Source organism: Terrilactibacillus tamarindi, from assembly GCF_009718825.1.
GTDB classification, from domain to species: Bacteria; Bacillota; Bacilli; order Bacillales; family Sporolactobacillaceae; genus Terrilactibacillus; species Terrilactibacillus tamarindi.
On the sequence record NZ_WNHB01000008.1, the window covers coordinates 35,457 to 59,612 of the forward strand.

General features: G+C 37.7%; 23 protein-coding genes and 2 other annotated features. Of the genes, 20 read left to right on the plus strand and 3 right to left on the minus strand.

From position 1 onward, the window contains the following. The first annotated feature begins 145 nt into the window (after positions 1 to 145). From GMB86_RS06570 to rplT, 13 genes are all read left to right on the plus strand, one after another. Positions 146 to 841: a response regulator transcription factor gene (locus GMB86_RS06570; protein ID WP_155217933.1), complete on the plus strand. Its 696-nt coding sequence runs from the start codon at positions 146 to 148 to the stop codon at positions 839 to 841. After that, positions 825 to 2,534 (plus strand): two-component system histidine kinase PnpS, encoded by a 1,710-nt coding sequence (gene pnpS / locus GMB86_RS06575; RefSeq protein WP_155217935.1) that lies wholly within the window; start codon positions 825 to 827, stop codon positions 2,532 to 2,534. Before GMB86_RS06570 ends, pnpS begins: the two co-directional genes overlap by 17 nt. 223 nt (positions 2,535 to 2,757) lie before the next feature. Then, positions 2,758 to 5,397, plus strand: a complete 2,640-nt coding sequence (polA, locus tag GMB86_RS06580; RefSeq protein WP_155217937.1) for a DNA polymerase I — start codon at positions 2,758 to 2,760, stop codon at positions 5,395 to 5,397. Positions 5,398 to 5,422: 25 nt separating this feature from the next. Then, positions 5,423 to 6,253, plus strand: a complete 831-nt coding sequence (gene mutM, locus GMB86_RS06585; RefSeq protein WP_155217939.1) for a DNA-formamidopyrimidine glycosylase — start codon at positions 5,423 to 5,425, stop codon at positions 6,251 to 6,253. 2 nt (positions 6,254 to 6,255) lie between these two features. Then, the gene (gene coaE / locus GMB86_RS06590) at positions 6,256 to 6,852 is read left to right on the plus strand and encodes a dephospho-CoA kinase (protein WP_155217941.1); all 597 of its coding nucleotides are present in this window, start codon (positions 6,256 to 6,258) and stop codon (positions 6,850 to 6,852) included. Between the two features lie 106 nt (positions 6,853 to 6,958). Beyond that, positions 6,959 to 7,342 carry an adenosylmethionine decarboxylase gene (speD, locus tag GMB86_RS06595; protein ID WP_155217943.1) on the plus strand — a complete coding sequence of 128 codons (384 nt, stop codon included), beginning with the start codon at positions 6,959 to 6,961 and terminating at the stop codon, positions 7,340 to 7,342. A gap of 104 nt (positions 7,343 to 7,446) precedes the next feature. Further along, positions 7,447 to 7,914, plus strand: a complete 468-nt coding sequence (gene nrdR, locus GMB86_RS06600; protein WP_155217945.1) for a transcriptional regulator NrdR — start codon at positions 7,447 to 7,449, stop codon at positions 7,912 to 7,914. A 26-nt stretch (positions 7,915 to 7,940) separates the two neighbouring features. After that, the gene (locus GMB86_RS06605; protein WP_155217947.1) at positions 7,941 to 9,317 is read left to right on the plus strand and encodes a replication initiation and membrane attachment family protein; all 1,377 of its coding nucleotides are present in this window, start codon (positions 7,941 to 7,943) and stop codon (positions 9,315 to 9,317) included. Between the two features lie 101 nt (positions 9,318 to 9,418). Further along, complete coding sequence (gene dnaI, locus GMB86_RS06610) at positions 9,419 to 10,360, plus strand: primosomal protein DnaI (protein ID WP_155217949.1); 942 nt, start codon at positions 9,419 to 9,421, stop codon at positions 10,358 to 10,360. 85 nt (positions 10,361 to 10,445) lie between these two features. Then, the gene (locus tag GMB86_RS06615; protein ID WP_230459023.1) at positions 10,446 to 11,285 is read left to right on the plus strand and encodes a putative sporulation protein YtxC; all 840 of its coding nucleotides are present in this window, start codon (positions 10,446 to 10,448) and stop codon (positions 11,283 to 11,285) included. 139 nt (positions 11,286 to 11,424) lie between these two features. Then, positions 11,425 to 11,587, plus strand: a sequence feature (ribosomal protein L20 leader region). A gap of 77 nt (positions 11,588 to 11,664) precedes the next feature. Beyond that, positions 11,665 to 12,168 carry a translation initiation factor IF-3 gene (infC, locus tag GMB86_RS06620; protein WP_155217953.1) on the plus strand — a complete coding sequence of 168 codons (504 nt, stop codon included), beginning with the start codon at positions 11,665 to 11,667 and terminating at the stop codon, positions 12,166 to 12,168. A gap of 25 nt (positions 12,169 to 12,193) precedes the next feature. After that, positions 12,194 to 12,382, plus strand: a complete 189-nt coding sequence (gene rpmI / locus GMB86_RS06625; protein ID WP_141190129.1) for a 50S ribosomal protein L35 — start codon at positions 12,194 to 12,196, stop codon at positions 12,380 to 12,382. A gap of 42 nt (positions 12,383 to 12,424) precedes the next feature. Then, positions 12,425 to 12,781: a 50S ribosomal protein L20 gene (rplT, locus tag GMB86_RS06630; protein ID WP_155217955.1), complete on the plus strand. Its 357-nt coding sequence runs from the start codon at positions 12,425 to 12,427 to the stop codon at positions 12,779 to 12,781. Between the two features lie 138 nt (positions 12,782 to 12,919). Here the strand turns inward: rplT and sspI are convergent, their stop codons facing one another. Beyond that, on the minus strand, positions 12,920 to 13,123 hold the full coding sequence (gene sspI / locus GMB86_RS06635) for a small acid-soluble spore protein SspI (protein WP_141190127.1): 204 nt from the start codon (positions 13,121 to 13,123) through the stop codon (positions 12,920 to 12,922). Positions 13,124 to 13,249: 126 nt separating this feature from the next. Here sspI and GMB86_RS06640 point away from each other — a divergent pair, with 126 nt between their 5' ends. From GMB86_RS06640 to GMB86_RS06670, 7 genes are all read left to right on the plus strand, one after another. Then, the gene (locus GMB86_RS06640) at positions 13,250 to 14,017 is read left to right on the plus strand and encodes a TrmH family RNA methyltransferase (protein WP_155217957.1); all 768 of its coding nucleotides are present in this window, start codon (positions 13,250 to 13,252) and stop codon (positions 14,015 to 14,017) included. A 78-nt stretch (positions 14,018 to 14,095) separates the two neighbouring features. After that, positions 14,096 to 14,323: a binding site (T-box leader), on the plus strand. 82 nt (positions 14,324 to 14,405) lie between these two features. Next, entirely contained in the window at positions 14,406 to 15,440 is a 1,035-nt protein-coding gene (gene pheS / locus GMB86_RS06645) for a phenylalanine--tRNA ligase subunit alpha (RefSeq protein ID WP_155217959.1), read from the plus strand. Positions 15,441 to 15,456: 16 nt separating this feature from the next. Next, entirely contained in the window at positions 15,457 to 17,886 is a 2,430-nt protein-coding gene (gene pheT / locus GMB86_RS06650; protein WP_155217961.1) for a phenylalanine--tRNA ligase subunit beta, read from the plus strand. Between the two features lie 218 nt (positions 17,887 to 18,104). Further along, the gene (locus GMB86_RS06655; RefSeq protein ID WP_155217963.1) at positions 18,105 to 18,644 is read left to right on the plus strand and encodes a CvpA family protein; all 540 of its coding nucleotides are present in this window, start codon (positions 18,105 to 18,107) and stop codon (positions 18,642 to 18,644) included. A 145-nt stretch (positions 18,645 to 18,789) separates the two neighbouring features. After that, entirely contained in the window at positions 18,790 to 20,532 is a 1,743-nt protein-coding gene (polX, locus tag GMB86_RS06660) for a DNA polymerase/3'-5' exonuclease PolX (protein ID WP_196220142.1), read from the plus strand. Between the two features lie 36 nt (positions 20,533 to 20,568). Then, complete coding sequence (locus GMB86_RS06665; RefSeq protein ID WP_329602788.1) at positions 20,569 to 22,926, plus strand: endonuclease MutS2; 2,358 nt, start codon at positions 20,569 to 20,571, stop codon at positions 22,924 to 22,926. Positions 22,927 to 22,947: 21 nt separating this feature from the next. Further along, entirely contained in the window at positions 22,948 to 23,349 is a 402-nt protein-coding gene (locus GMB86_RS06670) for a DUF350 domain-containing protein (RefSeq protein WP_155218097.1), read from the plus strand. Positions 23,350 to 23,412: 63 nt separating this feature from the next. Here GMB86_RS06670 and GMB86_RS06675 read toward each other — a convergent pair whose 3' ends face one another. Together GMB86_RS06675 and GMB86_RS06680 are read right to left on the minus strand one after the other, a co-directional pair. Beyond that, positions 23,413 to 23,781 carry a hypothetical protein gene (locus GMB86_RS06675; protein WP_155217968.1) on the minus strand — a complete coding sequence of 123 codons (369 nt, stop codon included), beginning with the start codon at positions 23,779 to 23,781 and terminating at the stop codon, positions 23,413 to 23,415. A 68-nt stretch (positions 23,782 to 23,849) separates the two neighbouring features. Next, positions 23,850 to 24,095, minus strand: coding sequence for a hypothetical protein (locus GMB86_RS06680; RefSeq protein ID WP_155217970.1), 246 nt, complete (start codon positions 24,093 to 24,095; stop codon positions 23,850 to 23,852). Positions 24,096 to 24,156: the final 61 nt, after the last annotated feature.

The following is a 24,156-nucleotide window of genomic DNA, read 5'->3' on the forward strand; positions in this document are numbered from 1 at the left end:
GCCAACAGGCAAGTTTTATTTTGAAAATTGTGATATTACTGTTGGAAACGTGTGTATCCATTATTAAAGGAAGTCGAATTGATCATTCTTTGATAAAATAAGAGAAGGATATAAGGAGATGCTAAACGTTAAGGGGGATGACATAATGGGTAAGAAAATTCTTGTTGTTGACGACGAACCTTCAATCGTAACACTGCTCACATTTAATTTAGAAAAAGCAGGTTATGACGTGATTAGTGCCAATAATGGCCTTGATGCTATTGAAAAGGTAACTTCAGAGAAATTAGATCTCGTCATTTTAGATTTAATGCTACCAGAAATGGATGGAATGGACGTTTGTAAACAATTAAGGCAACAACAAATCATGGTGCCAATATTAATGTTAACAGCGAGAGACGATGAATTAGATACTATTCTTGGCTTAGAACTGGGTGCGGACGATTACATGACGAAACCTTTTAGTCCACGTGAGGTTATCGCTAGAGTTAAAGCCATATTACGTCGATCACATCAGACAGATCAAAGCATACAAGAGGTCATTACCGTTGGGGATATTACCGTTTACCCAAATAATTACGAAGCCTTATTTAAAGGTGAGGAAATGATTTTAACTCCTAAGGAATTTGAATTACTTCTTTATTTAGTTCAAAATAAAGGACGTGTTTTAACACGTGAACAATTACTAAATGCCGTTTGGAACTATGAATTTGCTGGAGATACGCGAATAGTGGACGTTCACGTGAGTCATTTGAGAGAAAAGATCGAAGTATCGCCACGAAAACCCATTTATATTAAAACGGTGAGAGGATTAGGATATAAACTTGATGAGCCGAAAAAATAAAATAGCCCTTGTTATAGGCTATATATGTATCGTATTGAGTCTGACATTTCTTATATACATATTAAATGAAGTTATCCAATCATCGAACCGAGCACAAGAACGTGAGCAATTGAACGAAAGAGTCGACTTTATTCAGACTTTTATTGAAAAAAAAGATTCGCAACTTACGATTCAACATGCTGACCGACTTGAAAGGATATTAAAACAATTGGATAACGATTTAACTTTGTATGATGTTAACGATCAGGTCGTTTATAAAACTACAACAAAACAACACCCCATTGTAAAACTTCCAGAGTCGACTGAAACGGTTATTAGAGACCAACGAATGATTTATCTCAAACCATTACAAGAAAATGGGGAGCGAATGGGGACGATTGTTTTAACGGCTCCTTTAATTAAGATGAAAGGGATTGAAGTTTTATATCTCCTTATTTTTGCCATTGGGATCGGTTTTTTTATTCTTTTACATCGAACGCGTATACAGTATATTCACCCGATAAGACAAGTCACTCGTCTTCTTGAGAACCTACTTCAAGGTCGTTTTAACGAACGACTATCTAGTGATTCGAAGATGGAAGCCATTTCGAAATTAAACCATGTCACCAATATGCTTGCAAATGAGATGGACATTATGTCTAGATCTTATATGTATCAAAAAGGCCGGATGTCGACGTTGATTGAAAACATTGGAAGTGGGCTACTTTTTATTGATGGAAACCAAAAAATAAGTCATATTAATCGAACGTTTAAGCAAACATTTAAATTGGATACAACACATTGGAAACGGTCAAATTACGAAGAGGTCATTCCATATGAAGAAGTGAATGAATTGATACAAAATGTTTTTGCCTTAGGGAAACGACAATCAAAACAAATGATGATCCCTATCCATATTGAAAGAAAACATTTTGATGTATCCTGTGCACCGATTTTAGATAATGACAACCATGCCAGTGGGATCGTTGTAGTTTTTCATGATATAACGGAGTTAAAGAAGCTTGAAAATATGCGTAAAGACTTTGTCGCTAACGTCTCTCATGAGTTAAAAACACCCATTACGTCCGTTATTGGTTTTACAGAAACATTACTTGATGGAGCAAAAGAAAATAAAACGTTAGAAGAACAATTTTTGCACATTATATTAAAAGAAAGTAAAAGATTACAAAGTTTAATCAGTGATCTTCTCGATCTATCAAAAATTGAAAAAGATCATTTTGTGATTAATTGGCAGAAGGTTAATTTAAATCTTATTGTAGAGGATGTTATTCTTATTCTCTCTGATAAAGCTTTTCAAAAAGATATTATTTTAATCAACCATAAATCAGATCCTTGTTTTGCATGGGGGGATCCTTATCGTATACGACAAATTATGATTAATTTAATCACAAACGCCATTGCATATACCCCGTCGAAAGGAAAAGTTACGGTTTCTTTGGAAAATGACGAACATGATGTGAAATTAATCATTTCAGACACGGGTATAGGTATTGATAAGAAACATTTCCCAAGAATATTTGAACGCTTTTATCGGGTTGATAAGGCACGTAGTCGTGACCTTGGGGGAACAGGTCTTGGACTAGCGATTGTTAAGCATCTTGTCGAAGTTCATGAAGGACATATTGAAATAGATAGTGAATTAGGTCAAGGAACAACGTTTACCATCTCATTCAAAAAAGCACAAGACGAATAGGAACTAGAACCTCATCTTTTCTATAAGGTGAGGTCTTTTTACATTGAATTTACAAGTTGGCTTATAGAGACAAGATAGTCTAAAATGAGAAGAGAATGTATCGGTTAATAAAATATAATTAAGTTTCTTGGCCATTAGGTAGAGAATATGGATCATTTACTATCTAAACAGATAAAGAAATCTGTGCCCGAAAGAACGGGCCTAAACTAATATACGAGGAGAGATGATATTGAAAAATAAATTAATACTAATCGATGGAAATAATGTGGCTTTTCGTGCCTTTTTTGCCTTGCCGCTATTGAATACAGATAAAGGAATTTATACGAATGCGATCTATGGTTTTGCAACCATGCTAATGAAGATTCTTGAAACAGAGAAACCAACGCATGTCCTTGTCGCTTTTGACGCAGGAAAGAAAACGTTTCGCCATGAGACGTATACCGAATATAAAGGAGGACGTCAAAAAACCCCTCCGGAATTATCGGAGCAATTCCCACTTATTTTGGAACTATTAACCAAATTTGGTATCAAACATTATCAAGTTGAAAACTATGAAGCTGATGACATCATTGGTACGCTAGCAGAAAAGGCCGGACAAGAATCGTGGGATGTTAAAGTCGTCACAGGGGATAAAGATTTTCTACAACTAGCAAATGATCAAGTCGAGATTGCTTTGATTCGGAAAGGCATCTCAGACGTCGAAAATTATAAACCAGCTGATGTTCAGGAACGGTATGGCATAGATCCAGGAAGAATCATTGACTTAAAAGGATTAATGGGCGACTCGTCCGACAATATCCCTGGTGTCCCTGGAGTGGGAGAAAAAACAGCGATTAAATTATTAAAACAATTTGGTACGATCGAAGGGGTTTATGAATCAATTGATGACGTATCTGGTAAAAAACTGAAAGAAAAGTTAATCGATCATCATGAGCAAGCGTTGATGAGTAAGAAATTAGCGACCATTGATCGAAAGGCTCCTGTTACCCTTTCTTTAGAAGATTGCCAGTATACATTTGAAGTAACGAGTGAGTTGATTCATCTATTTAAAGAATTGGAGTTTCAATCGTTGTTGGATCGAATTGGAGCTGAAGAAACAATCGATCAAAACGCACAAGATGAGGTTTTTGATTTTCAAACTTTAAGTGAAATAACGGAAGATCACCTTGAATCTCCGAGCTCTTTAATTGTTGAGGTAACCGATTCAAATTATCATTACGGGGATATTCATGGAATTGGATTATCAAACAAAACAGGTTCTTATTTTATCCCTATCAAAACCGCTTTATCATCTGAAGTATTTCGAGCTTGGCTTGAAGATGAGAAGGCAGAGAAAGTTGTTTTTGACGGCAAGGAAGCGACGGTTGCTTTAAGCTGGCGAGAGGTTCATTTAAAAGGGATCATGTTTGATATTCAACTTGCGTCTTACCTTATTGACCCTTCTGAAACCAATGATGATTTAGCTGCTATCTCTAAGAGAAATAACCTGTCTTATGTTTATTCTGACGAGGCTTTTTATGGAAAAGGAGCCAAACATAGAATACCGGAAGATGAAGAGTTAGGTGGTCACCTTGCAAGAAAAGCAGGAGCCTGTTTAGAATTGCTTCCCCTTCTTCAAAAGAAATTAGACGAAAATCAACAAACGTCGCTTTTTAATGAACTTGAATTACCGTTATCCCTAGTTCTTGCTGAAATGGAACGAATGGGTGTCAAAACAAGTCAAGAGACACTAGAACAAATGGGAGAAGAATTGACTCGTAAGTTAACAGAAATTGAACACGATATCTATGAGATGGTTGGGACAACCTTTAATTTGAATTCACCAAAACAATTGGGTGAAATCTTATTTGAAAAACTGCAACTTCCCGTTATTAAAAAGACAAAAACAGGCTATTCGACGTCAGCCGATGTCTTGGAAAAATTAGCACCACAACACGAAATGATTCCTAAGTTACTGGACTATCGTCAACTAGGTAAATTGAAGTCAACTTACATCGAGGGATTACTTAAAGTCATTCATCCGAAAACAGGACGTATTCACACAAGGTATAATCAAACATTGACACAAACGGGGCGGCTTAGTTCAATCGATCCTAATCTGCAAAATATACCGATTCGATTGGAAGAAGGACGGAAGATTCGAAAAGCTTTCCTTCCATCAAAAGAGGACTGGGTTATTTTCTCAGCGGATTACTCTCAAATTGAATTGCGAGTTTTGGCCCATATTGCACAGGATGAACAACTTATAAAAGCCTTTGAAAATGGGATGGATATTCATACGAAGACAGCTATGGATGTTTTCGGTGTAAAAGAAGAAGATGTGACAAGTGTGATGAGACGACATGCAAAAGCCGTTAATTTTGGAATTGTCTATGGTATCAGTGATTACGGTTTATCACAAAGTCTTGGTATAACAAGAAAAGAAGCTGGTCAATTCATTGAAGCGTATTTAGATAGTTTTCCTGGTGTCAAAAAATATATGGAAGATGTTGTGAAGAAGGCAAAAGAAGATGGCTTTGTTACAACCTTATTACAAAGGCGTCGCTACTTGCCTGATATTAAAAGCCGAAACTTTAATCGTCGCAGCTTTGCCGAAAGAACAGCCATGAATACGCCAATCCAAGGAACGGCTGCCGATATTATTAAACAAGCCATGGTTCAAATGTCTGAACGCTTAGTAGAAGAAAAATTAACAACAAACATGTTGCTGCAAGTTCATGATGAATTAATTTTTGAGGTCCCGGAAAATGAAATTGATACACTTAAACGAATCGTTCCTGATGTGATGGAGAATGCGGTAAAACTCGACGTCCCATTGAAAGTTGAATATGCTTATGGACCTACTTGGTACGATGCGAAGTAAGACATGTTGAAAGGAAGAAACTCCATTGCCAGAACTACCAGAAGTTGAGACGGTTAAGCGAACGCTTAATGATTTAATTAAAGGAAAAACCATACAAGATGTGAAGGTTTTGTGGCCCAACATAATAAAAAAGCCAACAAACACAACCGAATTTGTACACCTTTTAAGTGGCCAAACGATTCATCAAGTAGAAAGGCGCGGCAAGTTTCTCATTTTTCATCTCGATGATAGTGTACTTGTCTCTCACCTTCGTATGGAAGGGAAATATCGTTTATATCAAGCGGATGAGCCTCTAAATAAACATGCCCATGTGATTTTTATTTTCAACGACAATACGGCGTTACATTATTTAGACGTCCGGAAATTTGGAACGATGCACATTTTTAAGAAGGGGGAAGAGGAAAGGAATAAGCCCCTTTCCCAACTTGGACCTGAACCATTTGATCCAGAGTTCACCCCTCGATTTCTTTTTGAAAAATGTAAACGGACGAATCGAACCATAAAGCAAGTGTTACTTGATCAAAGTATTGTCGTTGGGCTTGGAAACATCTATGTAGATGAGGTGCTCTTTCAAGCGAAGATTCATCCTACAACAGCTGCCTCAAATCTATCACGTGAAAAGATTAACGATTTGCATCAATCAATCGTTGAGATACTCACGAAAGCGATAACCTTAGGTGGAAGCACGATTCGAACCTATGTCAATAGTCAAGGAACGAAAGGAACCTTTCAAGATAGACTGGCTGTGTACGGTCGAGATGACCAACCTTGTCCGCGTTGTGGTACTTTAATCCAAAAAATAAAAGTAGGGGGAAGAGGAACGCACTTCTGCCCGAACTGTCAGGGAGATATGTGACTATGTTAAAAATCGGTTTAACGGGGGGCATTGCAAGCGGAAAAAGTACCGTGGCAAAGATGCTTTCGAATTATCACATCCCTATTATTGATGCTGACAAGATTGCCCGTCAGGTGGTAGAGCCTGGAGAACCTGTATTTTGTCAAATCATTGAAACATTTGGAGAAGATTTAATTTTACCAGATGGAACTTTAAATCGAAAAAAACTAGGGGATATAATTTTTAACAATCAAGAAAAACGTGAAACACTCAATAAGATGATTCATCCCATGATTGGTGAAATCATGATGAGAAAAGTAAAGCAATATGAGGAGTCTCATCAAAAATCAGTTGTACTCGATATTCCTTTACTTTTTGAAAGTAACTTAACGCATCTAGTAGATAAAATTCTACTCGTGTACGTTAATAATGATCTTCAAACAAAGCGTCTAATGGAAAGAAACCACTTAACGTTAGAGGAAGCTAAGAGTCGGATCACTTCTCAACTTCCTCTCTTCCAAAAAAAAGCCATGAGTGATTATATTATTGATAACTCAGGATCAAAAGAAGAAACCCAAAAGCAAGTCTATGAGGTGTTGAAATTATGGAGAATTCTTTAGATACTTAGAGTATACGGTATGATATAATGTGGTTTGTTATAAGAACAAAAGAGTTGAGTTTGATGGGATTTTTTCCTTAACATATAAGTTTGAGAGGGATTTTATTATGGATGGAATGGGACGCCATATTATTTCAGAACTTTGGGGTTGTGACGAAAAAAAATTGAACAATCTAGAACTTATAAAACAGCTTATACTGGATACAGTGAAAGACACGAAAGCGGAAATTCGTAAGATTGTTTTTCATAAGTTTGACCCCCAAGGCATTAGTGGTGTTGTTATCTTTTCTGAATCACATGTGACGATTCATAGTATTCCTGAACATGGCTATGCCAGTATTGATATTTATTCATGCCATGATCAGATTGATCCTAAAGTATCGACAGAAAATATTGCAGAAGTGCTTCATGCAAAAGTCTCCGAAAAAACGGAGTTCACTGGAGAACATGGTCCCGTTCTCTTTACGAATAAAGAAGCGGCTTCTATTTAACGGTGCCAGGTACCTTGTTTTGTGATGTAGATGTAGATGCAATGATGAAGGTGTCTTTTTGGACAACCTCTTTAAATAAAATGGAGCTAGCGAGGTGACATGACATGCGATGTCCAAATTGTAAAGGTATAGGAACAAAAGTCCTTGACTCGAGACCTGTGAGTGATGGACGATCGATCAGAAGAAGACGTGAATGTGAAACGTGTCAGTACCGTTTTACGACTTTTGAAACGATTGAAGAAATACCCTTGATTGTTATCAAAAAAGGCGACAATCGTGAAACGTTCAATCGTGACAAAATGCTCCGAGGATTAATCAAAGCTTGTGAAAAAAGGCCTGTCTCACTAGAAAAATTAGAATCCATTGTTCAACGCGTTGAAAAACACTTACGTAGGCAAGGAATCTCAGAGATTCATAGTCATGACATTGGAGAGCTCGTGATGAATGAATTAGCTAAAGTCGATGATGTGGCTTATGTCCGTTTTGCCTCAGTCTATCGTCAATTTAAAGACATCAATGTTTTCATGGAAGAATTGAATGAATTACTAAAGAATGCCAAAAAAGGCGAGTGAAATTTTTGTACTTGAGGTGATAGAAAATGCAGCAGCAATCATGGAAAGAGGTACTTCCCGGAGATCAATATACTGTGCAAATTAATGGTATACTCCATTTCTATGATCAGAAAATTATCACCCGGCTCTATCAACCGTTGATTGGAATAGGAGCAAGCTGTTTATATACGACACTTTGGCATGAAGTTGATGAAGCATCATTTTCTACGGATGCCTTAACCCACCATCATCTCATGGCAGAGTTAAACTTACCGCTCGATACAATTCTAGAAGAAAGAAAAAAACTAGAAGCTATTGGTTTATTAAAAACACACAAGAAATCAGAGGAAAACGTATCGTTTATCTATGAATTACAACCACCGCTTTCGCCTCATGTTTTTTTCACTGATGGATTACTAAATATTTACTTATACAATCGTATTGGTGGACGAGACTATGCACGATTAAAAAAGCGTTTTAGCCATGAGAACACGCTAGATGAATCGTATAAAGATGTAACAGCTAAATTTAATGATGTTTTCGAATCAACATTCAAAGACCATAAAGACTATCAATCGACTGATATCGAAACCATACCAGAACATCGTGTATGGGATGGACGATCGGACGGGCAAGTCCCAACACTTAAAGAAATGTTTGATTTTGATCAATTGTTTCAATATTTATCAGATGTCATCATTTCAAAAGACGCCTTTACGAAAGAGGCTATCGATACTGTAGAGAAACTCGCTTTTGTTTACAAATTAGATCCACTTGATATGAGTCGAATTATTCAATCTGCCTTTTTGCATACGGGTGAGATTGACATCGAATTATTAAGAAAAGCGGTAAGAGATGACTATCAATTTAAGCAAGGACAATCGTTACCTGCCCTCAGTCAAAGAACCCAGCCATTACCATATCGAGAAATGACTTCAAAAGAGCCAAAAACAGATGAAGAACGTCTTATTCAACAATATGAAACATTATCCCCTTATGATATCCTTGAACAATTGTCTGGTGGAGCAAAACCTGCCGCTCCAGATTTACGATTAATAGAGGAAATCATGCTTGATCAGAAATTAAATGCGGGTGTTGTTAATGTGTTGATTCACTATGTGATGATTACGAGTGATTATAAATTGATCAAAAACCATGTGCTGAAAATTGCGGCTCAATGGGCAAGAAAACACGTTAAGACAGTCAGGCAAGCCATGGATCTAGCCAAACATGAACAAGAAAAATATGATGAATGGAAAACGAATCAAACCAAGACGAAAAATTCATCTAGAAAAAATAGTCGTAAAGAAAAGTTACCTAAATGGATGAACAAAAAAGAGGATGGCGGGCAGCAGTCAACATTGTCTGATGAAGAAGCTGCTAAACAGGAAGAGTGGCTACGAAATTACTTAAATGACATCTAATAAAGTGAAACTTCCATCAATGGGGGTCTTACTGCCCATTAAGGCGGGATGACTGTATAAAATGATGATTTGAAATAAGTATATGAGGGGGGTGAAAGGTAATGGAATCCATAAAAGACGTTATTCGAAAGATATCGGGTGGAAAGTCTCCACTGGAACAATCTGAAAAGATGCTTAAAGAACTGCTTGAGGATAAAGATGTACTTGAATTCTTGAAGCGTAAAGAAGGTCAAGGCATCACACGCAGTGATTTATTAAAAAATGTTCCGAAACTCTATCAATTCGTGAATGAACGGCACCATTGTCGTGAATGCCCGGGGTTGAAAAATTGTCCAAATATGATGCAAGGGTTTAGACCCGATCTTGTGAATGATAAAGAATCGTTAAATCTCACCTTTTCTCCTTGTCCATTAAAAGAAGCGGAAGACATGAAACAAAAACAAAAGGGCCTAATTAAAAGTTTTTATGTTCCAAAGGAAATTTTAACAGCTGATTTCCAATCCTTTATTCCAGATATTAAACGTAAGGATTCTATTCTTGCCGCTGGAGAGTTTATCAAAGGATATCTTGATTCTCCGACAGATGTAAAAGGATTGTATTTATATGGGGAATTTGGTGTTGGAAAAACCTATTTAGCTGGAGCTATTGTCAATGAACTTGCCAAGAGGAAAGGCATTTCTTCGATGCTCGTGTACACACCAGACTTTTTCCGAGAAATGAGACAATCGATTCAAGATGGAACGGTTGATGAAAAACTAGAAACCGTGAAAAAAGTCCCTGTCCTTGTTTTAGACGACATAGGAGCTGAAACGATGACACCATGGATACGAGATGACATTTTGGGTAGTATCCTTCAGTACCGTATGATGGAAAGCTTACCGACTATTTACACCTCGAATAAAGATTTTGATGATTTAGAAGCGCATCTTTCCTATTCAGATAAGAGTGGCGAAGAAACACTTAAAGCCAAACGAATCATGGAACGTATTCGTTACTATACGACATTTGTACAAATGGAAGGAGATAACCGGAGAGGATCATAACGGTTATCTCCTTTTTTCTAAAGTTTAAGCATGTTTTAAAGCTTGGTCCCATATAGTGTATTAAGGAAAGATGGGGGGGACCATGTTGATCACAATTACGTTTTCATCCCGGCAGGAAGTCATGTCTTTACATAAAAAACTATCATTAGCAAAAACGAAATCACTCCATATGGAATTAAAGGATCAGACGCTAAAGATAGAGACCATGGTCAAAGAACGGACTTGCCGAACGGAACTTATTCAACTTTTTATCGATTTTATTATGGACATGTTTGAGAAGAAATGGCTAGTCGATATACTAGAAAATCAATTTTACTTTAAATATCCGGAAGAAAAAGAAGAAATTCTAGATATTGTATATGCCATATTTGACGGAGAAAAGGAAGATTTACCAGATGTTGAACATCTTCCAAATCGTAGAGAAATCATTGCTCGGGATCTTGACGAGATCTTTCTTCATTCCTCTACATTTTCATTTGAATCATTAAAAACGTTTCGTCTATCAAAATATCGAGCTTGCCTAAGAAGGTACGTTGAACTCGCCATTGATGAGTATAAATTACAGCAGGAATATCTTGCTTTTGTTGATAAATTGCGCCGAATTATACGCAGCTATCGCTCCCTGCACCATACCATTTATGTACTAGATGACAAGCCGTTTCGACTCTTCGACGAGAATCATAAACTTATTCAAAATACGCACTCCATTCGATCATTTTATCCGTTATTAAAGCAGTGGGGAGTCGATGCTGAACCATCAATATTGCTAACTTTAATTGGGTTAGCTCCACAATATGTCAATGTTTATACAGATAGACCTGATTCTGGCATGATGCGTACTTTAAAAAATGTATTTGAAGAACGTGTTCAATTCTTTCCTAGACAGAAAAAAATTCTAACTGAAAAAGTATTAGATTCAAAATGAATGACCTCTTCTAACCCTTTTTTCTTGCATAACCGGAACATCTCTGCTAAACTAATTCAGGTTGCAAATGCATTGATGATTTTAAACTTGATTGTATCGATAAAGCGTGATATACTAGGGAAAGTGATTAGAAGATATCGAGCAAAAGAAGAAGCACCCGCTTCTCACCTGATCGACGCTAAAAGTGTTTGACTAAAAAGAACCTACTTGAATCTTTTTAGCGCCCTTATGAGCAGTTGCCAGGTTTGTGATGTTGAGATATACATGTGGGTGCGTTCGTGCGCCCACATTTTTTATTTGTGTGGATTTTGCTCATTCTTTTCAAAATAATAAGTAGCTAGCGCAAATTATTTGGAGGTGGCTCAATATTAGTAAAGATATGATTGTTAACGAGGGGATTCGTGCAAGTCAGGTTCGTTTAATTGATCAAAATGGTGAACAACTTGGAATTAAATCCAAGCAAGAAGCGTTATCCATGGCGAGAAATGTCAATCTTGATTTAGTGATGGTAGCGCCCAACGCTAAACCCCCTGTTTGCCGTATTATGGACTACGGAAAATATCGTTATGAGCAACAAAAGAAAGATAAAGAAGCACGTAAAAATCAAAAAATTATTAACATCAAAGAAATTCGTTTAAGCCCAAGCATTGAAGAACATGATTTCAATACAAAACTTCGTAATGCTAAGAAATTTCTCCAAAGTGGCGATAAGGTCAAAGCTTCAATCCGATTTAGAGGCCGTGCGATTACACACTCAGAACTTGGTAAGAAGGTTTTGGAACGCTTAGCTGAAGATTGTAAAGAAATTAGTGTCATTGAGGCGAAACCAAAAATGGAAGGACGTAGCATGTTCTTAGTCCTTGCCCCTAAAGTCGAAAAGTAAAAAAGCCAATAGGAGGACATTATTCATGCCTAAAATGAAAACTCACAAAGGTGCTGCTAAACGTTTCAAAAAAACGGGAAGCGGAAAATTAAAACGTAATCATGCTTATACAAGCCACATGATGAGCCATAAATCTCAAAAACAAAAACGTAATCTTCGTAAATCTGCAGTCGTATCTAGCGCAGATCAAAAACGTATTAGCAAACTTATCTAAGAACGGATATATAATGGATTGATAATTTAGGAGGTCAGGATCATGCCAAGAGTAAAAGGCGGATATGTAACACGTCGCAGACGTAAAAAAGTATTAAAACTTGCAAAAGGTTATTTTGGTGCAAAACATAAATTATTCAAAGTTGCACAACAACAAGTCTTCAAATCATTACAATATGCTTACAGAGATCGTCGTCAGAAAAAACGTGATTTCCGTAAATTATGGATTGCACGTATTAATGCAGCAGCACGCATTAACGGTCTTTCATACAGCCGTTTAATCTACGGATTAAAAGAAGCTGGAATTGATGTTAACCGTAAAATGTTAGCTGATCTTGCTGTAACTGATGAAAAAGCATTCGCAGCACTTGCCACAAAAGCAAAAGAATCTGTTAAATAACACGATGATTTTTACAAAAACGAGGCTCCTTTTATAAGGTGACCTCGTTTTTTTCTATTATAAATAAAGAGGCCCTGCTGTAATAGCTGGACCTCAAACTTTATCATTGAGCGGCCATTCTAAAAAAGATAGAAATGTTTAAACCCCTTTGGCTAAATTATCTACCATTTGTTCTTTTAACGATTCATCGGATTCATTCCATATGATTTCAAATAACACACCAAGACCGGGTAGCATTTTTTCCTGACCATCTTGAATCGCATCAACAATTGTACTTTTGAGTTGGTTATCATCATTATTTTTGATATTGAACTTGACAGCTTTCCGAATATCTAAATCCAACTTAATCGCTCCTTTAAACATAAATAATTAATCATAGTTCACCTTTTCTTTACTAGTATTGATAATCTGATGAAAATTATGTAAGCTTTTTGAAAAGAGATCTTGCCATAAAAAGGAGACCAAGTTTTGAAAAAAATAGAGTCGTTGCAAAATCAAACCTATAAGGAATGGAAAAAATTACATAAACGTAAAGGCAGGGATAAGGCCCATAAATACCTTATTGAAGGCCCTCATCTTGTTCAAGAAGCTCTTCATTCATCACATGAAATTGAATCCATTATTTATGATGCTTCTTACGAAAAACCTGAGGAGTGGAATTATCAAGGTATAGATGAATACCGTTTAACTCATGAACTGTTTGATCAAATCGCACAAACAGAGACCTCTCAAGGAGTCATAGCTGTTTGTAACATGTCCAATGAAAAAGTTGATTTGAAAAAGGGCAGATATCTCTTAGTCGATAGTGTACAAGATCCAGGGAACTTAGGAACCATGATTCGAACAGCGGATGCCTGTGGTCTAGATGCGGTGATTCTTGGTAAAGGAACCGTAGATCAATTTAACGATAAAACATTAAGATCGGCGCAAGGTTCACACTTTCACTTGCCCGTTATCTCGAATGATTTAGGCCGGGCGATCAATCAGTTGCAAGAACTAAACGTGCCTGTTTACGCAACGTCATTAGATGGTGTGAATTTACAGGCCCAAGTGACTATTGAATCATCCTTCGCCGTGATAGTTGGGAACGAAGGAAATGGTGTTACAGATGATATCCAACAACGAGCCGATTTCAAAGTGAAAATACCGATGTTTGGTCAGGCTGAATCATTGAATGTCGCTGTTGCGACGGGTATTATTCTATATTGGTTTCGCATGAAGGGGCTTGCGAAGTGACTGGAATTTGCATATACTATAAACATAAACCATTTACCATGACTTATAAATGTATGATGAAATAACAAATGGAATAAAGCGATCGCGATGAAAGAAAGTAGTACTATTGGTACAGCATTTAGGGAGAATACGTCAATTTGACTGGGAACGTATTTATGCATTGGCCTTTAGGAATTCACTCTTGAGCTGTCATCTGAACATCAATTTGATTAAGGATGAACCGGTGAAAACCGTTATGATATTAAGTGAGCAATTGAGAATTTAATTGCTAACGAGGGTGGTACCGCGTGATGCTTCGTCCCTTTTTGGGGATGGAGCATTTTTTGTTTGTCTTCAAGTACGAAAAAAACGGTTAATTTGAAAGGTAAGTTCAAAGGAGGAAAATGGCATGAAAGAGAAGCTACTCGCCCTAAAAGAAGAGGCATTTGCCCTCATTGAAAATGCAAGTGATAAAAAGGGCTTACAAGATGTCAAAGTCAAATATCTTGGGAAAAAAGGTCCGATTACAGAAGTCCTGAGAGGGATGGGGAAACTATCAAAAGACGAACGTCCTGTGATCGGTGCATTGGCTAATGAGATCAGACAAGCCATTGAATTAGTTATTGAACAGAAACAAACAAAACTTCAAGAAGAACTTATTCAAGCACAACTTGAATCTGAGACGATAGATGTTACTTTGCCAGGAAAATCGATTAAGACTGGGAATGCTCATCCATTAACAAGTATTATTGAAGAAATTGAAGACCTTTTCATCGGCCTAGGTTTCTCAATAGCTGAAGGACCTGAAGTCGAACAAGATTATTACAATTTCGAAGCCCTTAATTTACCGAAGGATCATCCCGCCCGTGATATGCAAGATTCTTTCTACATTACGAATGAAATTCTTTTGCGTACACATACATCCCCTGTTCAAGTGAGAACGATGAAAAAACATCAAGGAAAAGGTCCTGTTAAAATTATTTGTCCAGGGAAAGTGTATCGACGAGACACAGATGATGCAACGCATTCACATCAATTTATGCAAATCGAAGGATTATATGTTGATAAAAAGGTTCGCCTAAGTGACTTGAAAGGGATCTTGACTGTTTTTGCGAAAAAAATGTTTGGTGAAGATCGTGATATCAGACTAAGACCAAGTTTCTTCCCATTCACGGAACCATCGGTAGAGATGGATATTTCATGTTTTAAATGTGGAGGACATGGATGCTCAGTCTGTAAGCATACTGGATGGATTGAAATATTAGGTTCTGGAATGGTTCATCCAAACGTTCTAGAAATGGCTGGATTTGATTCAACTGTTTATTCTGGATTTGCTTTTGGAATGGGACCTGAGCGTATCGCCATGTTGAAATACGGAATTGATGATATTCGCCATTTCTATACGGATGATGTTAGGTTCTTAGAACAATTCAAGCGAGCATAAGGAGTGAAAAAGAGATATGTTAGTATCGTATAATTGGTTGAAAGAATATGTAGATCTAACTGGCGTGACGCCAGAAGATCTTGAAAATAAAATTACGAATGCAGGTATTGAAGTTGAACATTTGAGTTTTGTTGGTGAAGGGATCACAAAAGTGGTTGTCGGATATGTTGAATCAAAAAAACCGCATCCTGAGGCAGATAAGCTAAATCTGTGTCAAGTTAGTTTAGGTGATGAAGTCGTCCAGATTGTCTGCGGTGCTCCTAATGTCGATGCTGGGCAATATGTTCCTGTTGCTAAAGTAGGTGCAAGACTTCCTGGAGGCGTTAAGATTAAACGTGCTAAACTTAGAGGCGAAGTATCAAACGGCATGATTTGTTCACTAAGTGAGCTCGGCGTAGATCCAAAATTTGTTCCAAAGGAATTTGCAGATGGCATCTATGTATTCAAAGATGAGGTCGTCGTTGGTGAAGATGCCCTTCCTTATCTTAATTTAAATGATTACATTCTTGAACTTGATATTCTCCCAAATAGTGCCCATTGTTTAAATATGATTGGCGTAGCCCATGAAGTTGCGGCGATCCTTGATCGAGAAGTAAAGTATCCGAATGTTGACTTGCAGGAAGAGGCAGCTTCCGTTTTATCCAAACTAGATGTTAAAATCACGAGCGGTGCAGAGAAAGTCGTACCGTATTATGGTGCAAGGATCATAACGGATATTAAAATCGCTCCATCTCCAGCATGGATGCAAAACAGACTTATAGCAGCCGGCATTAGACCCATCAATAACATTGTTGATATATCGAACTATGTCATGATCGAGTATGGTCAACCGCTACATACGTTTGATTATGATACGTTTAACAGTGATCAAGTCGACGTGAGATTGGCTAATAAAGAAGAAAAAATAACGACCCTTGATGGCGTGGAACGCACACTTCTACCATCTGATATTGTGATAACCAATACACAAAAAGCGGTCGCGATTGCTGGAGTCATGGGTGGCTCTGATACAGAAGTCACGTCAAATACAAAGACGATTCTTCTAGAATCGGCCCTTTTTGATGCACGTTCAATTAGGCGTACGGCAACACGTCTCAACTTGCGTACAGATGCAAGCAGTCGTTATGAAAAGGGACTTGACTATAATCGAGTGACTGCAGCATCAAACCGAGCAGCAAGCCTGATTGCTGAAATTGCGGGAGGAAACGTTTTAAGCGGCTTTGCGGAATGTGGACAAAGAGTGATTGAGCCAGAAATCATCAATATGCCTTGGAAAGTTATTAATGATAAGTTGGGAACAACGCTTACTTCAGAAGAGATTCGTGATATCCTAGTTAGACTTGGCTTTGATGCGAAGATTGAAAATGAATGGATGCATGTTCTCGTTCCTACTAGACGACCGGATGTATCGATTCCGGAGGATCTTGTCGAAGAGGTCGGTCGTATTTATGGTTATGACCACTTGCCTGCAACCTTGCCAGAAGGAACAACAAGTAAAGCTGAACTCACCCCTTATCAGAAGCTTAGACGTAAGTTACGACGTTATTTTGAGGGTAAAGGTTTATATGAAACCGTTACTTATTCCTTGACGACCAATGAGAAAGCGAAACAATTAACTATTGATGAATCGACACTTAATGATGCTGTGAAATTAAAAATGCCAATGAGTGAGGAGCATGAAACACTCCGAATGAGTCTCGTTCCAGGGTTAATCGATGTTGCCGAGTATCACATTAATCGGCAAATGCCAAATCTCGCCATTTATGAAATAGGGAAAGTGTTTAAAGCTCAAGGAAGCCAAGACCAATTGCCAAATGAAGCAGAACATATTAGTGGACTTATCACGGGTCATGTTCACGATAAATCTTGGAATAGGGCTCCTGAGACGGTCGACTTCTTCTATGTAAAAGGTGTACTAGAAGGGCTATTTGATCTAATGGGTGTTTCAAATAGCATCAGTTATCGACCTGCTAAACGTCCGGATCTTCATCCGGGTCGAACAGCCACGATTCACTTAAACGATGAATGTGTTGGCTATATTGGTCAGTTACATCCCAACGTACAAAATGATCACGATCTGAATGAAACGTATGTGTTTGAAATTAGTCTTGCTCATTTACGAGATCAAGATCAATCTGAAATTACGTATCATAGTCTTCCACGTTTTCCATCGATTACACGTGATATTGCCCTTGTGGTTGATCAGTCTGTTTTTGCTGATCATATTAAACAATCGATACAAGAAGCCGGAGGAAAACTTTTATCAGATGTGACGATCTTTGATGTCTATGAAGGGGAGCACATTGAAGAAGGTAAGAAATCCATTGCCTTTTCTATTACCTATTTAGATCCAGAAAGAACACTGACTGATGAAGAAGTAAGCCGTGCGCACGATCGCGTACTAGCTTCCGTTAAAGAAAAATTTGATGCTGTATTACGATCGTAATTTTTAGTATTTTTTAAACTTATTTATGATTAATAGGAAAAATGCAGAGTAGTGCGTGACTTCTACTCTGCATTTTTCCAGTTTTAATAAAGAAACTCCCTTTTTCTATTTTTCATTAATCGCCCTTTTTGATATGATATTATGAGATATAGAATCGTAAGAGGTCATTTTGAGGTGTTTTACACCCATTTTAAAGGAAAGATGAGGGTACGTTATACATGTTAAGTTTAATTATTGTTTTACTGTTAATAGCAGGTTTCTTTATAGGTTTAAGAAGAGGCCTTATCTTACAACTGGTTCATTTAACTGGTTTTATTTTAGCTTATGTTGTCGCCTTCATCTATTATGGAGATCTTGCCCCAAAACTAAAGTTTTGGATTCCTTACCCATCAGCTATAGAGCATCAATCGATGTTTGAGATATTCGGTAATATGAATTTAGAAACAGCCTATTATCGTGCGATTGCCTTTGTCATCATTTTTATTGCGGTGAAAATCGTGATGCAAATCATTGGATCGATGTTGGATTTTCTAGCCCACTTACCCATCATTCACACAGTGAATCGACTTTTGGGCGGCGTTCTTGGATTTGTAGAGATCTACTTAATCGTATTTATTTTGCTTTATATCGGGGCATTGACGCCGTTTTGGGGATTAGATACAACCATTAGTCATTCCTCGGTCGCTGGCGCCATGATTGAGCATACACCTGTGATGTCAGAAAAGTTAAAGACCATGTGGCTTGCTTATATCAAATAGTTTAAATGGGTCTCCGTTTCGTGTAAAAGATGCGAAATTAAAAAGCTTCTCTTAAGGTAGAGAGGCTTTTTGTATGACATCGTGAAAGAAGAGATTGAAGAAAAATCATGTTAAAATAGGTACAAGCTCTACCTGAGTAGAAAGGATGACGTCTTTGCATAAAAAAGCCATAGTCCAACATTTAGAATTAATTGCGACGTATTTAGAAATTAAAGGGGAAAACTCCTTCAAAATAGCGGCTTATCGAAAAGCAGCACAAGCCTTAGAAAATGATGATCGATCCATGGCATTAATTGATGATGTGACAAAGATCGCTGGGATCGGTAAAGGCACAGCTCAAGTTATTTTAGAACTTCAGAAGACAGGTGAATCATCATTACTTAGAGAATTGCAATCATCTATTCCCGCTAGTCTTCTTCAACTGTTGAAACTTCCAGGTGTTGGCGGGAAGAAGATAGCGAAACTTTATCAGGAACTTCATGTGGTCGATCTAGAATCATTATATGAAGCTTGCCAATCTGAACAAGTTCAAAAGCTACCGGGCTTTGGTAAGAAAACGGAAGAGAAATTGATGAAGGTCATCGAAGAACATCGAGTGAAGCCAGATCGGTTACCTCTCGCATACATGCTGTCTTTATCTGAATCAATAGAACGTATATTAACAACGATTCCATCCATCCTCCGAGTTGCTACAGCAGGAAGTCTTAGACGGTGCGAGGAAATGGTGAAAGATCTGGATTTTGTTATTGCGACGCTTGATCCAAAAGCGGTTAGTCAGGAAATTCTAGAAAAAGTAGCCGTTCATGAAGTTATTGGCCAGGGAGAGACAAAGATGACGGTTTTATTAACAGACGATGATCATGTATCCGTTGATTTTCGTTTTGTTAAGCCAGAGTCTTTTATCACGACTCTACATCATTTTACCGGATCAAAAGAACATAACGTTAGAATGCGGCAACTTGCCAAGCAAAGAAATGAAAAGATTAGTGAATACCATGTCGAACAAGAAGAAACAGGAGAACAATTAACATTCGATACAGAAGAAGCTTTCTTTAAGCACTTTAATCTTCCTTATATACCGCCGGCCATGCGTTTAGGAAATAGAGAGTTTGACTTAAGTCAAGCGTTCAATCCCCTACAAATAAAGGATGTTCGCTCGGATTTGCACATGCATACAACGTATAGTGATGGAGCTTTTACTATTGAAGAAATGGCCATAGCAGCACAAAAAAAGGGCTATGAGTATATTTGTATTACCGATCATTCCAAATCCCTTCGAGTAGCGAATGGGCTGTCGAGTGAGCGTTTAAAAAAGCAGCGACAGGAGATTGACCGCTTAAATGAACAATTTATTCCTCAAGGATTTAAAATTTTTGCTGGAGTAGAAATGGATATTCTACCCGATGGTTCTTTGGATTATGATGATGAAACGTTAAGTTCACTGGACTTTGTCATTGCGGCCATCCATTCTTCATTTAACCAAAGCGAAGAGCAAATTATGCATCGCTTAAAGCAAGCAGCTATGAATCCATTTGTTCGTTTAATTGCGCATCCAACCGGGCGCATTATTGGCCGACGTGCCGGTTATCCTGTTAATATGGAAGAGTTAATGCGTCTGGCTAAACGTACGGGAACGACTCTAGAACTTAATAGCAATCCGAATCGATTAGATTTATCTTCAACTTGGATTAGAAAAGCTGAAGAAATGGGCATTAAAATTGCGATTAACACCGACGCCCATTCCATAAAAATGTTAGATGATATGTCGATAGGTGTTGCAACAGCAAATAAAGGGTTCATTAAATCATCCTCTATTTTAAATACGATGACAAGAGCAGAATTTGAAAATTTTATAAAACAAGGAACAAATACAATAGAAGTGGAATAATAGGGATGTTTTTGAAAGGTGAAGGAGGAAAGATTAGTGACTCCACGAGTTTTAAATAGATTAGAATTTAATAAAATGAAAGAAAGACTGATGAAACAGGCGGCTTGTTCACTTGGTCAGCAAAAAATTAAAGACTTACGGCCGAGTACTGACTTGAACACGGTAGAAAGATTACAAGAAGAGACGGATGAAGGAGCCACAGTTCTTCGTTTAAAAGGGCACATGCCTTTTGGCGGCATTTCAGATATTAGGCAGCACCTAAAGCGTTCTGAAATTGGTGGGATGCTGAGTAGTAAGGAATTAAGTGATATTGCCGATACCATTCGAGGAACGCGTGTGATGAAACGATTTATTCAAGAGCTTGTAGAAGAAGAGGTTGCGATTCCCATCTTGGTGAGTATTGTCGATGAAATCATTCCTCAAGTTGAACTTGAAAAAAAAATCCGTCTTTGTATCGGTGACAATGGTGAGGTATTAGATACTGCAAGTGAAACACTTCGTACCGTTAGAACGCAAATACGGACCTACGATAGTCGTGTCAAAGAAAAATTAGAATCGATTGTAAGATCACCCAATACCCAAAAAATGTTAACAGAAGCCATCATTACCATTCGCAACGGAAGACAAGTCGTCCCAGTAAAACCTGATTATCGTCACAAATTCGGTGGAATCGTTCATGATCAATCGGCATCAGGGGCCACATTTTTTATTGAACCACAATCGGTTGTCGAAATAAATAACAAACTTAGTGAAGCAAGAGCAAGAGAACGGTATGAAATAGAACGGATATTACGATTATTAAGTGAAGAAACGTCATTTGTGGCGAGTAGTCTCTATCATGATATCGATCAATTAGCCAAATTGGACCTCATTTATGCAAAGGCTAAATTGGGGCATCAAATGAAAGCCACTCGACCTCATCTCAATGATAAAGGCATCATTAATATGAAACGCGCCCGGCATCCTCTTATTGATCCTGATCACGTTGTACCGATCAATATTCGTTTAGGAGATGATCACCATGCGATGATCATCACGGGACCTAATACTGGGGGAAAGACGGTCACACTAAAGACGATGGGACTGCTTACCTTAATGGCGCAGGCTGGATTACAAATTCCTGTTGACGAAGAGTCGACGGTAAATGTGTTTAAGAAAGTCTTTGCGGATATTGGGGATGAACAATCGATTGAACAAAGTTTAAGTACTTTTTCGTCTCACATGACCAATATTGTTCGAATACTAAATGAAGTTGACTTTCTAAGCCTTGTTTTATTCGATGAACTCGGTGCCGGTACAGATCCTCAGGAAGGTGCGGCTCTTTCTATTGCCATTCTTGATACAGTGTTTGCAAGAGGAGCCACCGTGGTCTGTACAACTCACTACAGTGAGTTAAAAGCTTATGCTTATGATCGCGAGGGTGTTCTTAATGCAAGTGTCGAATTTAATGTAGAAACACTAAGGCCAACTTATCGATTACTCCTGGGTGTTCCCGGTAGGAGTAATGCCTTTGAAATTTCTCGTAAACTCGGTTTAGATGAAAGGATTATTGAAGAAGCAAGAAAACAAATTAGTACCGAAACAAACCAAGTTGATCGAATGATTGCGTCTTTAGAAAAAAATAGGAAAGAAGCAGAAAAAGCAGAAATCGAAGCAAGAAAAATTAAAGAAGAAGTCAAAAAGCGTCAAATCGAATTAACGAAAGAAATGAATCAAATAGAAGAAAAAAGAACCCGACTCATAATAGAGGCCCGTTCTAAAGCAGAAGAAGCCGTTAATGAAGCAAAAAAAGAAGCAGAAGAGATCATTAAAGAGCTGAGATCATTAAAAGCACAATCTGGCAAGGTTAAAGATCATCAATTAATTGATGCAAAAACAAGACTAGATCATGCTTTGGATTCCTTATCACAAAATGAAACTAAGCGTCCTTCACCTACGTATAAAAAAGAACCAAAGACCTTCTCACCTGGACAAGAAATAAAAGTCATGAGCTTTGGTCAGAAAGGACATATTCTAGAGAAAATAAATGATCATGAATATCGTGTCCAAATTGGTATTCTGAAAATGAATGTCTCTGCACAGGACCTGAAGCCAGTTAAAGCGGATAAAGAAGTCAAACCTGTTGTCAATGTTCGAACATCAGGACATGTCACTAAAACCGAATGTGATCTACGCGGGGAGCGTTATGAAGATGCCATGCAAAAGGTGGAAAAATATTTAGACGATGCCTTACTTGCCGGTTACCATCAAGTGTCGATTATTCATGGAAAAGGCACAGGAGCTCTAAGAAAAGGGGTTCAATCGTTGCTTAAATCCCATCCCCGTGTAAAAAGTTCTAGATTAGGAGGAGCAGGTGAAGGGGGCAGCGGCGTTACCGTCGTGGAATTAAAATAAGGAGTGACAGTCTTGTCAAATCTGCTTCTTGAAAAAAATGTCTATGTTCACGCTATTGCCTACTTTAGTGTGGTCGTTCTTAGCACTATCGTCTTTCTTGCGATATTCGAATTAGTCACAAAGTATCAGAATTGGAAAGAAATAAAAGAAGGAAATCTCGCTGTGGCATTAGCGACAGGAGGGAAAATTCTTGGTATAGCCAACTTATTTCGTTATTCAATTGAACAGCATGCGTTGATATTTCCAATGATTATTCAAGGCTTTTTTGGATTTCTTCTTTTACTTGTTGGTTACTTTATTTTCGAATTCTTAACGCCTACATTTAGTATTGATTTAGAAATTCAAAAGGGAAATAAGGCTGTTGGATTTATCTCAATGACGATCTCGATTGGTTTATCGTTTGTTATAGGAGCAAGTTTATAAATAGTTTAAAAACTTTAAAAACGTTTCTAATTAACTTCTAGAAACGTTTTTTAAATAAACTTTTTAAAAATCTGGATAATCAACGAAGTTATTGACTTGTCCACCAAGATCACTACGTGCAATTCTATAAGCGCGAGTGGCTGCGATAACATTCGAGATGGCTGCAATGATAAATAGAGACGAACCAATTAAAGAAATTATATTAATTCGGGTGATAAATTTTAAATTACTTAGATTAGCTAACTCTTTTGGAGTCACTTGATGGGTCTGACCCGCCTGACCTATCTGGCTGGATTGACTGATTTGTCTATCTTGATTTTGTTGATAGGTCTGATTTGTTTGATAGGGTTGATAGGCTGATGCGGGACGCCTTCCACGGACTCCATAGCCTTGACCAGGTTGTGGCGCTGGTAAGGTTGATCCTACTACCATGATTATTCCTCCTTTACGTAGGCTAATGTATCCTATTCCCTTTCCGCTTTTTAGGTTCCATATTTTATTTAAACAACAATATCTTCAACTTGAGATCCTTTGTCAAATGAATTTTTGTATGCAAAATAAGCGATGATAGCGTTGATCGTAATGGCAATTAATGAGAGTGTGGATCCTGTTAAAGCGATAAAACCAGCGATAGAAACGAGTCGTAATGTATTTGTGCTTTTAGATGAAAAATCCCTGAATCTTGAAGATGAAGTAAACGTTTGTTGCATGGTAAGATTTGCTCCTCCTTGCTTGGTGGGTACCATGGATATCCCCCTTAATCATATTTCCTACTTTAGTTTATTCAAAATATAGAGACTGGTTCAT

What these genes read in the sequence shown, in the direction of transcription:
- GMB86_RS06655 (WP_155217963.1), top strand. Translation starts at nt 18,105, where the DNA reads ATGTTAAGTTTAATTATTGTTTTACTGTTAATAGCAGGTTTCTTTATA.
- pheS (WP_155217959.1), top strand. Translation starts at nt 14,406, where the DNA reads ATGAAAGAGAAGCTACTCGCCCTAAAAGAAGAGGCATTTGCCCTCATT.
- dnaI (WP_155217949.1), top strand. Translation starts at nt 9,419, where the DNA reads ATGGAATCCATAAAAGACGTTATTCGAAAGATATCGGGTGGAAAGTCT.
- polX (WP_196220142.1), top strand. Translation starts at nt 18,790, where the DNA reads ATGACGTCTTTGCATAAAAAAGCCATAGTCCAACATTTAGAATTAATT.
- pnpS (WP_155217935.1), top strand. Translation starts at nt 825, where the DNA reads ATGAGCCGAAAAAATAAAATAGCCCTTGTTATAGGCTATATATGTATC.
- coaE (WP_155217941.1), top strand. Translation starts at nt 6,256, where the DNA reads ATGTTAAAAATCGGTTTAACGGGGGGCATTGCAAGCGGAAAAAGTACC.
- GMB86_RS06680 (WP_155217970.1), bottom strand. Translation starts at nt 24,095, where the DNA reads ATGGTACCCACCAAGCAAGGAGGAGCAAATCTTACCATGCAACAAACG.
- GMB86_RS06675 (WP_155217968.1), bottom strand. Translation starts at nt 23,781, where the DNA reads ATGGTAGTAGGATCAACCTTACCAGCGCCACAACCTGGTCAAGGCTAT.
- infC (WP_155217953.1), top strand. Translation starts at nt 11,665, where the DNA reads ATGATTGTTAACGAGGGGATTCGTGCAAGTCAGGTTCGTTTAATTGAT.
- polA (WP_155217937.1), top strand. Translation starts at nt 2,758, where the DNA reads ATGATATTGAAAAATAAATTAATACTAATCGATGGAAATAATGTGGCT.
- GMB86_RS06605 (WP_155217947.1), top strand. Translation starts at nt 7,941, where the DNA reads ATGCAGCAGCAATCATGGAAAGAGGTACTTCCCGGAGATCAATATACT.
- speD (WP_155217943.1), top strand. Translation starts at nt 6,959, where the DNA reads ATGGATGGAATGGGACGCCATATTATTTCAGAACTTTGGGGTTGTGAC.
- rpmI (WP_141190129.1), top strand. Translation starts at nt 12,194, where the DNA reads ATGCCTAAAATGAAAACTCACAAAGGTGCTGCTAAACGTTTCAAAAAA.
- pheT (WP_155217961.1), top strand. Translation starts at nt 15,457, where the DNA reads ATGTTAGTATCGTATAATTGGTTGAAAGAATATGTAGATCTAACTGGC.
- nrdR (WP_155217945.1), top strand. Translation starts at nt 7,447, where the DNA reads ATGCGATGTCCAAATTGTAAAGGTATAGGAACAAAAGTCCTTGACTCG.
- GMB86_RS06570 (WP_155217933.1), top strand. Translation starts at nt 146, where the DNA reads ATGGGTAAGAAAATTCTTGTTGTTGACGACGAACCTTCAATCGTAACA.
- rplT (WP_155217955.1), top strand. Translation starts at nt 12,425, where the DNA reads ATGCCAAGAGTAAAAGGCGGATATGTAACACGTCGCAGACGTAAAAAA.